6 protein-coding genes and 3 rRNA genes are annotated in these 13,330 nt (G+C 69.6%); 4 read left to right on the forward strand and 5 right to left on the reverse strand.

Annotated elements, in window-relative coordinates; genetic code table 11:
* Positions 1-74: 74 nt before the first annotated feature.
* Positions 75-1,244: a low temperature requirement protein A gene (locus C6361_RS36350; RefSeq protein ID WP_159079648.1), complete on the reverse strand. Its 1,170-nt coding sequence runs from the start codon at positions 1,242-1,244 to the stop codon at positions 75-77.
* 273 nt (positions 1,245-1,517) lie between these two features.
* Here C6361_RS36350 and rrf (C6361_RS36355) point away from each other — a divergent pair.
* The 3 genes from rrf (C6361_RS36355) (at position 1,518) to C6361_RS36370 (ending at position 5,645) form a co-directional block, all read left to right on the forward strand.
* Positions 1,518-1,634 (forward strand): 5S ribosomal RNA (gene rrf, locus C6361_RS36355).
* 82 nt (positions 1,635-1,716) lie between these two features.
* Positions 1,717-4,617 (forward strand): hypothetical protein, encoded by a 2,901-nt coding sequence (locus C6361_RS39410; RefSeq protein WP_369931048.1) that lies wholly within the window; start codon positions 1,717-1,719, stop codon positions 4,615-4,617.
* Positions 4,614-5,645: an HAD-IIA family hydrolase gene (locus C6361_RS36370; protein WP_199853170.1), complete on the forward strand. Its 1,032-nt coding sequence runs from the start codon at positions 4,614-4,616 to the stop codon at positions 5,643-5,645. Before C6361_RS39410 ends, C6361_RS36370 begins: the two co-directional genes overlap by 4 nt.
* 286 nt (positions 5,646-5,931) lie before the next feature.
* Here the strand turns inward: C6361_RS36370 and C6361_RS36375 are convergent, their stop codons facing one another.
* Both C6361_RS36375 and mshB read right to left on the reverse strand, forming a co-directional pair.
* Entirely contained in the window at positions 5,932-6,408 is a 477-nt protein-coding gene (locus C6361_RS36375; protein WP_369931050.1) for a hypothetical protein, read from the reverse strand.
* The gene (mshB, locus tag C6361_RS36380) at positions 6,405-7,418 is read right to left on the reverse strand and encodes an N-acetyl-1-D-myo-inositol-2-amino-2-deoxy-alpha-D-glucopyranoside deacetylase (RefSeq protein WP_107271403.1); all 1,014 of its coding nucleotides are present in this window, start codon (positions 7,416-7,418) and stop codon (positions 6,405-6,407) included. Before mshB ends, C6361_RS36375 begins: the two co-directional genes overlap by 4 nt.
* 166 nt (positions 7,419-7,584) lie before the next feature.
* On the opposite strand from mshB, the gene C6361_RS36385 reads away from it, so the two are divergent.
* Positions 7,585-9,849, forward strand: a complete 2,265-nt coding sequence (locus C6361_RS36385) for a prolyl oligopeptidase family serine peptidase (protein ID WP_107271404.1) — start codon at positions 7,585-7,587, stop codon at positions 9,847-9,849.
* A 128-nt stretch (positions 9,850-9,977) separates the two neighbouring features.
* Here C6361_RS36385 and rrf (C6361_RS36390) read toward each other — a convergent pair.
* A 5S ribosomal RNA gene (gene rrf, locus C6361_RS36390) occupies positions 9,978-10,094 on the reverse strand.
* 98 nt (positions 10,095-10,192) lie between these two features.
* Positions 10,193-13,303 (reverse strand): 23S ribosomal RNA (locus tag C6361_RS36395).
* Positions 13,304-13,330: the final 27 nt, after the last annotated feature.

Below are 13,330 nucleotides of genomic sequence, written 5' to 3' on the forward strand. Positions count from 1 at the left end.
GCCGGCCCACCGTCGCCCGGCCGCCCGGCCGCCCGTTCGGGTGGTCGGGCGGGCCGGTGGTCCGTCGGGGGTGGCTACGTCTCGATCCGGTTCCCGGCGAACCGGACGATGAGCCGGCTGACCACCACGGCGTAGCCGATCATCAGCAGGGCGAGCAGCGGCATCAGGGCCAGCGGCGGCGGCACCAGGGCGACGGCGCCGACCAGCGCGATGGCGACCGCCGCGATCCCGATCCGCAGTGGCGGTACGGTGCCCAGCGCGATCCATTGCAGCGCCAGGCCGCCGACCATCCAACTGGCCAGCGAGACGGCCATCAGCAGGCGCAGCATCTCCGGCAGGTCCTCCCGGCCGGTACTGACCTCGCGGACCGCCTGTCCCAGGCACCAGCCGAGCAGCAGCAGGGTGGAGCCGATCGCGCCGTGCACGGTCGCGTAGCCGAGACCGGCGCTCAGCCGCGACGTGGTCAGCCCCATGGTCACGAAGGTGGTGTAGACCCACCACACCGACGCCGGGATCAGGAATCCGGTGATCGCCACCACGACGACGGCCGGCGACGGCCGGGTCGGCACGGCGCCGATCAGGTCGGTCAGGCTGACGCCGAGCAGGATGATGGTGAACTGTCCGATCCGTTCCGGCAGGTGTGCCGGATGGACGGGGTGTTTGATCAGCCAGCGTCGGCCGAGCCACGGGGTCAGCAGTTCGACGATCAGCCCGATCAGCCAGAGCAGCGCCCGGTTCTGTGCCGGTACGGCGAGGGAGGCGACCCAGAACGACAGCCCCACGCTGAACCCGATGAGGTAGACGGTGGTCAGTTCGCGCGCGGTGGCCCCGATGCCGCGTACCCGGAGGTAGAGCGCCAGCAGGGTGCCGCGGACCACGAGGTAGCCGATCGGCAGCAGCAGCGTGTCCGGGGCGTCCTTGGCGCCGACCGCCATGATGCCGGCTCCGATCATGCCGACGAGTACCGCCAACCGGTGGCGGAGGTCGTCGGGGTCGAACCGGGTGTCGTAGAACGCCTGCCCGACCCAGGCCCACCAGACGATCACGAAGAGGCCGGCGGTCCGGAGGATCTCGTCGACGTCGGGTACCGCGTCGGTGAGCCGGTTCTGCACGGCGGCGAGGGCCAGGACGAAGACGAGGTCGAAGAAGAGTTCGAGCCAGGAGGCGTGTCGTGCCTCGTTCTCGCCGGGCAGGGACTCCGGGTCGAGCCCCCAGCGCTCGATGATCCGACGTGGCCGGATCATGTCGTGCTCCGGCCGCCGGTGCGGCCCGCCCGGCCCGGCACACGGTGTCGCGCCCAGCTCACAGGCGGTAATCATCCCGTGGGAGTCGGCGCGGGTGTGCCGGATCGGCGAAATGCTTTGTTGGCTTTCCGTCGGGTGCGCCCGTTTTATACATCAGCCGTTCGGCTAGCATCCCCCGATACCAACGGGCTAAGGTGATGCCTGAACAGCCACACGACACCTCCACCACCCGACCACCACATAACGAACCTCCACCACCGAACAACTCAGGGTTACGGCGGTTATGGCGGAGGGGAAACGCCCGGTTACATTCCGAACCCGGAAGCTAAGCCTTCCAGCGCTGATGGTACTGCACTCGGGAGGGTGTGGGAGAGTAAGACGCCGCCGGACATCTTTGTTTGCAGGGCCACCCCGGTCGGGGTGGCCCTGCACTGCGTGTTGCGGCGATCTCGCCATGAGGAAGGATGTACCCGTGAGTTCAGGAGCGCACGGCGGAGACCGCCCGCGCCGTCGAGACGACCGTCCGGACCGCCAAGGCGGCCGTGACGCCTCTACGCGCCGGGACGGCCGTCAGCCCTATCGCGGGGACCGCGATTCGTCCGGCACCTCTGGTGACCGGGGCGGCTATCCGAGTGGGGGTCGTCGAACCGACGGCCGTACCGGCGACCGGCGTGACCGCCCAGCTCCACGTGACGGCGCCGGCCAGCGGGACGGTCGCGCGGGTGGCGGTTACCGATCCGGCGCTGACGACCGGCGCGGCGGCGGCTTCCGGGACGGCCAGCGCGGCGGCGGCTTCCGTGGTGACCGGGACTTCCGTGGTGACCGGGATTCCCGGGGCAACCGCGACTTCCGTGGCGACCGCGCGAGCGGCGGCGGGCGGTTCGGTGACGACGACCGGCGATCCGGTGGCTACCGAAGCCCCGGCGGCGACGGCCCTCGGGCCGGCGGATACCGCGACTCCGGGCGTCGGGACGGCGATGCGGGCTTCCGCTCCGGCGGCGGCTACCAGCGTGGCGGCGATGCCCGGCAGGGCGGTTACCAGCGTGGCGGTGACGACCGGCAGGGCGGCTACCAGCGCGGCGGCGATGCCCGGCAGGGTGGTTACCAGCGTGGCGGCGATGCCCGGCAGGGTGGCTACCAGCGCGGCGGCGACGACCGGCAGGGCGGCTACCGCGGCGGTGGGCGTCGAGACGACTTCGGCCCGGGGCGTGCAGAGGGACGCCAGGGCTACCGTCCGGCCGGAACTGGCCCGCGTGGCGGCGACCGGGATACCGGCGGCTACCGCGAGGGCGGCTACCAGTCCGGAGCGGGACGGGACGGCTTCGGCCGTGGCGACCGTGACCGGGGACCCCGTACCGACTACGGCCGGGGCGGCGACTTCCGGGGCGACCGGCGGGGCGACCGTGACTCCGGTGGTGGCGGCTATCGGGACGACGCCCGGCGCGGCGACGACCGACGTACCGGCGGCTACCGGGGCGGAAGCTCCGGCGGCGACGACCGGCGCGGCGGCTACCAGGGTCGGAGCGGAGGCTCCGGCGGCGACGACCGGCGCGGCGGCTTCCGGAGCGACAGCGGCGGTTACCGGGGCGGATCCCGGCCCGGCTCCGGCGACGACCGCCGTGCTGGTCGGGACTCGCGTGCCGGCAGCTACCGGGACGACGACCGGCGCGGTGACGACCGGCGGGACGGCGGTTTCCGGGGCGACAGCGGTGGTTACCGGGGTCGCCCGGGTGCGGGTTCCGGCGGCGACGCCGGTCGCGGCGGTGGCTACCGTGGCGGACCGTCCGGCGGCGGTGACCAGCGCGGCGCAGGACGTGACAGCGGGCGGCGCTTCGGCGACGACGCGGGTCGTCGCGGCTTCGACGGCCGCAGTCGGGAAGGCTTCCGGGGTTCGGACCGGGAAGGCTACCGGGGCGGGGACCGCGAGGGTACGCGTGACGGCGACCGCGGTGGTTACCGCCGGTCGGACCGGGACGCGCGCAGTGGCGGCGCACGCGAGGGCTTCCGGTCGGGCGGCGACCGCGCCGACCGTGGCCGTGCCGACGAGGGCCGGCGGGACTGGAAGCCCCGGCAGGGGACCGGCCAGACCGGTCGGGACGGTGCCGGCGCGGGCGGGGGTGGCTACACCCGCTCCGAGGGTACGGATCGACGCGAGCGGTCCGGCCGACCGGGCGACGGCGCTCGGGAAGCCTCCGGTCCGGCTCTGCCGGAGGAGATCGTCGCCACGGATCTCGACAGCGCGGTCCGGGCCGAACTGCTCTCTCTGGCCAAGCCCGTCGCGGATACGGTCGCGCGGCATCTCGTCGCGACCGGAGCGCTGATCGACGAGGATCCGGGCCTTGCCCTGGAGCACGCGCTCGCCGCCCGGAGCCTGGCGGCCCGGATCGCGCCCGTACGGGAGGCGGTCGGGCTGGCGGCGTACCGGGCGGGTGAGTGGCAGACCGCACTCGCCGAACTGCGGACGTACCACAGGATGAGCGGGCGGCAGACCCACCTGGCCGTACTCGCCGACTGCGAGCGGGCGCTCGGCCGCCCGGAGCGGGCGATCGACCTCTATCGGGGCGCCGATCGTGAGGCGCTGGACCCGGCTGGGGCGGTGGAGCTGCTGATCGTGGCGGCCGGAGCCCGGGGCGACATGGGTCAGCGCGACGCTGCGGTGGCGATGCTCCAGGTGCGCGAACTGACCGCCACGCCCGCCGAACCGTGGACCGCCCGGCTGCGTTACGCGTACGCCGACGCGCTGCTCGCGGTGGACCGGCGGGAGGAGGCACGGGAGTGGTTCGCCCGGGCCGCCGAGGTGGACGAGTTCGGTGAGACCGATGCCGCCGAGCGGTTGTTGGAGCTCGACGGCGTCGTCCTGGAGGGCGACGAGGACGAGGACGACTCCGACGACACCACCGATGGCGGATCCGACGACTCGGAGCCGACGGCGGACGCCGACGCCGATGCCTCGGAGAACGAGCCCGGTCCGGAGGACGACCAGGACGAGCCCGATCCGGAGGACGACGAGGACGGGTACGACGACGAGGACGTCCGCGCGGATCGTGACGCCGACGACGAGTTCGACGACGAGGACGAGTTCGGCGACGAGGACGACGACGAGGTCGACGAGGACGACGGCGAGTTCGGCGACGGTGATGACGACGGCGACGAGGACGGCGACGAGCCGCTGGCTGCCGCCGAGGTGACCGCAGTGGACGCCGAAGCGGGGGTGGACGCGGACGAGGACGCCCGGACAGAGGCGGTCGAGGACGCGAAGCCCGGAGCGGCTGACGCGGAGGCTCCAGACGCCAACGCCAACGCCAACGCCGACGCTGAGGCCGAGGCCGGGGCCGATCCGGCTGCCCGTCCGGGGCGTGGCGCCGAATCGTGACCGAGTCCTCGCCGGGCGGCCGGCTGGTCGACGCGTACGACCTGGTGATCTTCGATCTGGACGGCGTGGTCTATCTCGTGGACCGGCCGATCGAGACGGCGGTCGCGGCGGTCGGCCGGCTGCACGCCGAGGGCAAGCCGCTGGCGTACGCGACGAACAACGCCTCCCGGCGCGCCGACGAGGTCGCCGCGCTGCTCACCGGGATGGGGCTCGACGTGCGGCCGCAGGAGGTACTCACCTCCGCGGCCGCCGCGGCGGAACTGCTGGCGCACCGCTTCCCGCCGGACTCCCCGGTACTGGTTGTAGGCGCGGAGGCGCTCCGCAACGAGGTACGTGACGTCGGACTGCGCCCGGTCTCCCGGCTGGAGGACGCGCCGGTGGCGGTGGTGCAGGGCTACGGGCCGCAGGTCGGCTGGGCGGATCTCGCCGAGGCGGCGCTGGCGGTACGGGCCGGCGCCGACTGGTTCGTCACCAACACCGACCGGACGTTGCCGACCGCCCGTGGCCCGGTACCCGGGAACGGTTCACTTGTCGCGGCGGTGCGTACCGCACTGGCCCGGGACCCCGACGTGGTGGTCGGCAAGCCGGAGCCGGCGCTGTTCACCGCCGCCGCCCGGCGGTTCGGCGCGGCCCGCCCGCTCGCGGTCGGCGACCGGCTGGACACCGACATCGAGGGTGCGGTCCGGGCCGGGATGGAAAGTCTGCTGGTCCTCACCGGGGTGTCGGCGCCGGCCGACCTGCTGCGCGCGGCGCCGTCGGCCCGCCCGGACTTCGTGGCGAGCGATCTGGGCGGGCTCTTCGACCCGGCCCGGGTCGCCCGGCTGACCGCCGAACCCGCCGACGCCGCCGGTACCGGCTGGCAGGTGGTGGCCGACGGCGGCCCGGCGGTGCTCACCGGGGAGGGGCCGAGCATGGCCGCGCTGGCCGCGCTCTGTGCGGCCGCTTGGTCGGGGGCGCCGGTCGACGACATCGAGCCGGGGTCCGAGGCGGCCCGGAAGGCCCTCGGGGAACTCGACCTGCTGCGCTGACCCCGCGCCGGCCGACGGGTCACCGCGAGCCGGCGTGGACGCTCCTATGGTGCGTCAAGTGGTTGAGGGTGGTGTTTCGAGGCGTCGGTAGAGCTCTCGGGTGATGTAGCGCTTGAGGCAGCGTTTGATCTCGCGGTCGGTTTTGCCCTGGGTGCGGCGGCGGCGCCCGGTCGGTGAGTGCAGGAACGGGTCACCCGGGCAGACCGACGAATCCCCTAGAAGACACCCAAGGTCAGTCAGAGGCTGAGTCAGACCGGCCGGGTGACCCGCTCCTACATCCTCACTGTCAGAGGCGCGGCCGGGACGACTCCGGGCCGCGCGGGTTCATGATCACCCGGAAGCCCATGATCGCGAAGGTCACCGAACCGGCGAAGATCATCACAAGTCCGACCCAGTTGTCGGCGGCGATCAGCACGTCACCCTCCGAGGTGCCACCGGCGGCGACCACCATCAGGGCGAACCAGACGACGGCGGGCAGCGCCAGCGCCCAGCGCCGACCCACCACCCGGGGCGCGAACCAGCCCAGCGCCACGTTCGCCAGCACGGTGACCAGCACCGACACCCCGATCAACACCCCACCGACCCGGAGCATCGACAGGAGCAGCTCCAGCACCGCCGTGACCGCCGCGGCCACCACCGCGACCACGCCGCCGACCACCCGCAGCACCAGGTCGACCGCCCGGTGCGCCGCCGACGGCTCGGCGGGCGGCGGGACCGGCTCCAGCTCGGACGGGATGGACACGGTCGGGCCCGGCAGGCTCACCGCGCGCCCGCCTCCGCCGGCGTACCGGACGGAGGCGTCGGGGCCACGGCGGCCGGGGCGTCACCGGCCGGTACCGGCCCGGACGGGTCGGCGTCCCCCACCGGCAGCCCGGCGAAGAGGTCGTCCTCCCAGCCGTACGGGCCGGCGCCCGGACCCCGGGAGCCGACGGCCAGGGCGTAGTACTCCACCCCCATGAACTCGCCGCCGAAGTTGCTGGCGATCGAGTAGAGCCAGGAGTTGTCCGGAATCTGCGTCGCGTGCGCCCGCATCGCCGCCTCCTTGGCGGCGTGCTGGTCGGTGCCGTCGATCCGGGCCGCGATCTCCTCGTCCGGGGTACCGAACGGGAGCTCGTCGGCCTGCTCGGTGCCGGCGAACGGGTTGTCGGCGGCATCGGCGAAGGCCACCAGACCCGCCTCCAGCACGCTCCTCGGCATCGCCGTCCAGTAGATCTTGTCGGGCCCGAAACCCTCGGCGGCGGCGAGTTCGGCCGCCCGCATCGCCACCCGGTGCGCCTGGATGTGGTCCGGGTGCCCGTAGAAGCCGTTCGGGTCGTAGGTGACCAGCACCTGCGGGCGTACCTCTCGCATGATCTCGACCAGGTGGCCGGCCGCCTCGTCGAGATCGGCCCGCCAGAAGGCCCTCGGATGGTCGTTGGTGGGCAGCCCCATCATCCCCGAGTCGCGGTACCGCCCGGCGCCGCCGAGGAACCGGTGGTCGCGTACCCCGAGCGCGGCACAGGCGGCGGCCAGCTCCGCGATCCGGTACCCGCCGAGCTGGTCCGCCTCGGCGGCGGCCAACCCGTACAGCGCCGGTACGTGGATCTCGCCCTCCTCGCCGAGGGTGCAGGTGACCAGGGTGACCCCGGCGCCGGCCGCCGCGTAGTACGCCATGGTGGCGCCGGTGCCGATCGCCTCATCGTCCGGATGCGCGTGCACCAGCAGCAGCCGTCGGGCCGGCCGGGCCGGATCGGCGGAACCGAACGGCTCGGTTTCCTCGGCCGGGACGGCCACCTCGCTCGGGTTCGTCACCCGGGCAACTCTACGCGGCCGGACCGGCTCACCCTACTCAGGAGCGGCCCGCCGCCTCCGCAGAGTGATCGGACCACCACCGGTACCCGACCGGGCGGCGATGCCCGGCTCGGCCACATCGCCGAGCGCCCGGCTCTACGATCACGGTGTGGAGTACCCGGAGTTGGCCGCCCGTACCCGCCGGTTCAGCCGCGGCGCGCCGCGCGCCGTGACGGTGGCGAGCGACGGCTCGCGGGTCGTCTTCCTCCGCTCCGGCGGCCCCACCGACCCGGTCGACGCGCTCTGGATGCTCGACGTCGCCGACGGCACCGAACGGCTGGTCGCCGACCCCGCCGACCTGCTCGCCGACCCGGCGGCCGACGCCGACCCGACGAGTACGCCCCCGGTCGCCGACCCCACCGACCTGGCGGCGGCCGCCGGCGGCGCCCAGCCGACCGGGTTCGGCGGACCCGGACCCGCCGTCGGCACCGACCTGGCCGGCACGCCGCACTCGACCGAGCGGGCACTGCGCGAACGGCTCCGGCTGAGCGCCTCCGGCATCGCCTCCTACGCCACCGACCCGGCCGCCCGGATCGCGGTCTTCGCCCTCGACGGCCGGCTGTTCCGGGCCGACCTGGTGCACGGGGACGTCGTCGAGGTCGCCGTCACCGGCCCGGTGGTCGACCCCCGGCCCGATCCGACCGGCCAGCGGCTCGCCTACGTCACCGACGCGGCCGGGGACGGCGGCCGGGTCGGCCAACTGCGGGTGGTGGACTCCGACGGCACCGACACCCTGCTGGCCGGCGAGGACGCCGGGGTCACCTGGGGGCTCGCCGAGTTCGTCGCGGCCGAGGAGTTCGACCGGTTCCGGGGCTACTGGTGGGCGCCGGACGGGCGCTCCATCCTGGCCGCCCGGGTCGACGAGTCCCGGCTGCCCCGCTGGTACCTGCACGACCCCGGTGACCCGGCCAGCCCGCCGCGGTCGGTGGCGTACCCGCGCTCCGGCGGGCCGAACGCCGAGGTGAGCCTGCACCTGCTCGACCTCGACGGCGGCTGGGTCGACGTGCACTGGGACCGGGAGACCTACCCCTACCTGGTCTCGGTGGAGTGGGCCGAGACCGGGCCGCTGATCACCGTACTGCGCCGGTTGCAGCAGCACGGCCTGGTGCTGGCGGTCGACCCGCGTACCGGCGAGACGCAGGTGCACGCCGAACTCGCCGACCCGCGCTGGGTGGAGCCGGTCGCCGGTACCCCCCGACACCTGCCCGACGGCCGGGTACTCGTCGGCGGCGAACTCGCGCACGACGGCTACGACGCCCGCTGCCTCTTCGCCGACGGCACCCTGCTCACCCCGCCGTCGCTCTACGTCCGCCGGGTGGTCGGCTGGCTGCCGAACCGCAACGGCAGCCCGGACCTGCTGGTCGAGGGGAGCGACGGCGAGCCGAGCCAGCAGCACCTGTTCCGGGTGCGTACCGCGATCGGGGCCGGCGGGATCGACGCCCGGCGGCTGACCGGCGACCCGGGCTGGCACAGCGCGACGGTCGGCGGCGACGTACTCGTGGTGCAGTCCCGCTCGCTCGACGCGGCCGGCAGCACCTGGACGGTCTGGCAGGGTGACCGGGAGGTGGCCGCGCTCCGCTCGCTCGCCGCGACCCCGCCGTACGCGCCCCGGCCCGCGCTGGAACGCGTCACCGACCGCCGGCTGCCGGCCGCGGTGGTCTACCCCGGTAACCACGTCGCGGGCCGACGCCTGCCGGTGCTGCTCGACGTCTACGGCGGACCCGGCCACCAGGAGGTGGTGGCCGCCCGGTCGGCGTGGCTGGAGCGGCAGTGGTGGGCCGACGCCGGCTACGCGGTGGTCACCATCGACAACCGGGGTACCCCCGGAGTGGCGCCGTCGTTCGAGAAGGTGGTGCACCGGCGGCTGGCCGACGTGATCCTGGCCGACCAGGCGGACGCGCTGACCGCGCTCGCCGGCAAGCACCCCGACCTCGACCTGGGCCGGGTGGCGATCCGGGGCTGGTCGTTCGGGGGCTGGCTGGCCGCGCTGGCCGCGCTGCGCCGGCCCGACCTGTTCCGGTGTGCCATCGCCGGTGCCCCGGTCACCGACTGGACGCTCTACGACACCGCCTACACCGAGCGCTATCTCGGGATGCCGGCCGACAGCCCCGAGGTGTACGCCCACCACTCACTGCTGGAACTCGCCGCCGAACCGGTACGCGACCCCGACGAGGTCCGGCCGATCCTGCTGCTGCACGGGCTGGCCGACGACAACGTGGTGGCCGCGCACACCCTGCGGCTCTCCGCCGCGCTGCTGGCCGCCGGCCGTACCCACTCGGTGATCCCGCTGACCGGCGCCACCCACATGGCCGCCGGTGGCACCGCCGAACGGCTGCTCGCCCTCGAACTGCAGTTCCTCCGCCAGTACCTCTGACAGTGAGGATGTAGGAGCGGGTCACCCGGCCGGTCTGACTCAGCCTCTGACTGACCTTGGGTGTCTTCTAGGGGATTCGTCGGTCTGCCCGGGTGACCCGTTCCTGCACTCACCGACCGGGCGAAGATGTCCGGCGGCGTCTTACTCTCCCACACCCTCCCGAGTGCAGTACCATCAGCGCTGGAAGGCTTAGCTTCCGGGTTCGGAATGTAACCGGGCGTTTCCCCTCCGCCATAACCGCCGTAACCCTATCAACAACACAAACAACAACCCCCTGCCCACACGCAGGAGCAAAACTGTTGTTCGTTTGCTGTGAATCACACAGTGGACGCGTAGCAACTTTGTAGTCAAGTCCTCGGCCTATTAGTACCGGTCAACTGAACCAGTTACCTGGCTTACATCTCCGGCCTATCAACCCAGTCGTCTCACTGGGAGCCTTACCCCCACAACGGGGTGGGATACCTCATCTTGAAGCAGGCTTCCCGCTTAGATGCTTTCAGCGGTTATCCCTCCCGAACGTAGCCAACCAGCCGTGCCCCTGGCGGGACAACTGGCACACCAGAGGTTCGTCCGTCCCGGTCCTCTCGTACTAGGGACAGCCCTTCTCAAGTATCCTACGCGCACGGCGGATAGGGACCGAACTGTCTCACGACGTTCTAAACCCAGCTCGCGTACCGCTTTAATGGGCGAACAGCCCAACCCTTGGGACCTGCTACAGCCCCAGGATGCGACGAGCCGACATCGAGGTGCCAAACCATCCCGTCGATATGGACTCTTGGGGAAGATCAGCCTGTTATCCCCGGGGTACCTTTTATCCGTTGAGCGACACCGCTTCCACACGCAAGTGCCGGATCACTAGTCCCGACTTTCGTCCCTGCTCGACCCGTCAGTCTCACAGTCAAGCTCCCTTATACACTTACACTCAACACCTGATTGCCAACCAGGCTGAGGGAACCTTTGGGCGCCTCCGTTACATTTTAGGAGGCAACCGCCCCAGTTAAACTACCCACCAGACACTGTCCCTGAACCCGATAAGGGCCCGAAGTTAGATACCCAAACCAACCAGAGTGGTATTTCAAGATTGCCTCCACCCATACTGGCGTATGGACTTCACCGGCTCCCACCTATCCTACACAAGCTAATTCAGATACCAATGTCAAGCTATAGTAAAGGTCCCGGGGTCTTTCCGTCCTGCCGCGCGTAACGAGCATCTTTACTCGTACTGCAATTTCGCCGGGCCTGTGGTTGAGACAGTGGGGAAGTCGTTACGCCATTCGTGCAGGTCGGAACTTACCCGACAAGGAATTTCGCTACCTTAGGATGGTTATAGTTACCACCGCCGTTTACTGGCGCTTAAGTTCTCAGCTTCGCCCCGAAAGACTAACCGGTCCCCTTAACGTTCCAGCACCGGGCAGGCGTCAGTCCATATACATCGAATTACTTCTTCGCATGGACCTGTGTTTTTAGTAAACAGTCGCTTCCCCCTGCTCTCTGCGGCCATACAACGCTCCACCCGCATGGGGCTTCACGTCTCCGGCCCCCCTTCTCCCTAAGTTACGGGGGCAATTTGCCGAGTTCCTTAACCACAGTTCACCCGATCGCCTCGGTATTCTCTACCTGACCACCTGTGTCGGTTTAGGGTACGGGCCGCTCGGAACTCGCTAGAGGCTTTTCTCGGCAGCATAGGATCACTGACTTCACCTGAATCGGCTCGGCATCACGTCTCAGCCACAAGGTGTGCGGATTTGCCTACACACCGGCCTACACGCTTACCCCGGCACAACCACCGGCCGGGCTCAGCTACCTTCCTGCGTCACCCCATCGCTTGACTACTACCCGCCAGGTTCCCACGCTCCCCACCCTCAACCCGAAGGTCTTGGATGGTTCGGGTGGTTAGCACAACGAGGTTCATCACGGGCGCTCCTACACGGGTACGGGAATATCAACCCGTTATCCATCGACTACGCCTCTCGGCCTCGCCTTAGGCCCCGACTCACCCAGGGCGGATTAACCTGGCCCTGGAACCCTTGGTCATCCGGCGGAAGGGTTTCTCACCCTTCTTTCGCTACTCATGCCTGCATTCTCACTCGTGCCGCGTCCACAACTAGGTCACCCTGCTGCTTCACCCCCGGCACGACGCTCCCCTACCCATCCACACACCTGCACACAAGTCCCGAAAGACCTGCACGAAGTTAAAATGTGAATGCCACAGCTTCGGCGGTGTACTTGAGCCCCGCTACATTGTCGGCGCGGAACCACTTGACCAGTGAGCTATTACGCACTCTTTAAAGGGTGGCTGCTTCTAAGCCAACCTCCTGGTTGTCTATGCGACCCCACATCCTTTTCCACTTAGCACACGCTTAGGGGCCTTAGCTGGCGATCTGGGCTGTTTCCCTCTCGACTACGAAGCTTATCCCCCGCAGTCTCACTGCCGCGCTCTCACTTACCGGCATTCGGAGTTTGGCTGATTTCAGTAACCTTGTAGGGCCCCTAGACCATCCAGTGCTCTACCTCCGGCAAGAAACACACGACGCTGCACCTAAATGCATTTCGGGGAGAACCAGCTATCACGGAGTTTGATTGGCCTTTCACCCCTAACCACAGGTCATCCCCCAACTTTTCAACGTTGGTGGGTTCGGCCCTCCACGCGGTCTTACCCACGCTTCAGCCTGCCCATGGCTAGATCACCCCGCTTCGGGTCTAGAACACGCGACTACACGCCCTATTAAGACTCGCTTTCGCTACGGCTACCCCACACGGGTTAACCTCGCCACATGCCACTAACTCGCAGGCTCATTCTTCAAAAGGCACGCCGTCACCCCTAAAGGCTCCGACGGATTGTAGGCGAACGGTTTCAGGTACTATTTCACTCCCCTCCCGGGGTACTTTTCACCATTCCCTCACGGTACTCGTCCGCTATCGGTCACCAGGAAGTATTTAGGCTTACCAGGTGGTCCTGGCAGATTCACGGCAGATTACAGGAGTCCGCCGCTACTCGGGAACACCCACAAGGAAGACCAGCTGCTTTCACCTACCGGACTATCACCGCCTACGGTTGGCTTTTCCACACCATTCAGCTAACAACTGGCTTTATAACTCCCCACACGAGTGTCAGCTCGTGTCATGAGGTCCCACAACCCCGACCACGCAACCCCTGACAGGTATCACACGCAACCGGTTTAGCCTCAATCCGCTTTCGCTCGCCACTACTCACGGAATCACTATTGTTTTCTCTTCCTACGGGTACTGAGATGTTTCACTTCCCCGCGTTCCCTCCACACACCCTATGAATTCAGGTGCAGGTGACACCACATGACTGGTGCCAGGTTACCCCATTCGGACACCCTGGGATCACAGCTCGGTTGACAGCTCCCCCAGGCCTATCGCGGCCTCCCACGTCCTTCATCGGCTCCTGGTGCCAAGGCATCCACCGTCCGCCCTTGACAACTTGACCACAAAGATGCTCGCGTCCACTGTGCAA

Origin of the sequence: Plantactinospora sp. BC1, from assembly GCF_003030345.1 — a bacterium.
Taxonomy (GTDB): domain Bacteria; phylum Actinomycetota; class Actinomycetes; order Mycobacteriales; family Micromonosporaceae; genus Plantactinospora.

Bases quoted from the DNA above. Each gene is read 5' to 3' on its own strand.
- C6361_RS36350 (WP_159079648.1), bottom strand. From the start codon at position 1,244: ATGATCCGGCCACGTCGGATCATCGAGCGCTGGGGGCTCGACCCGGAG.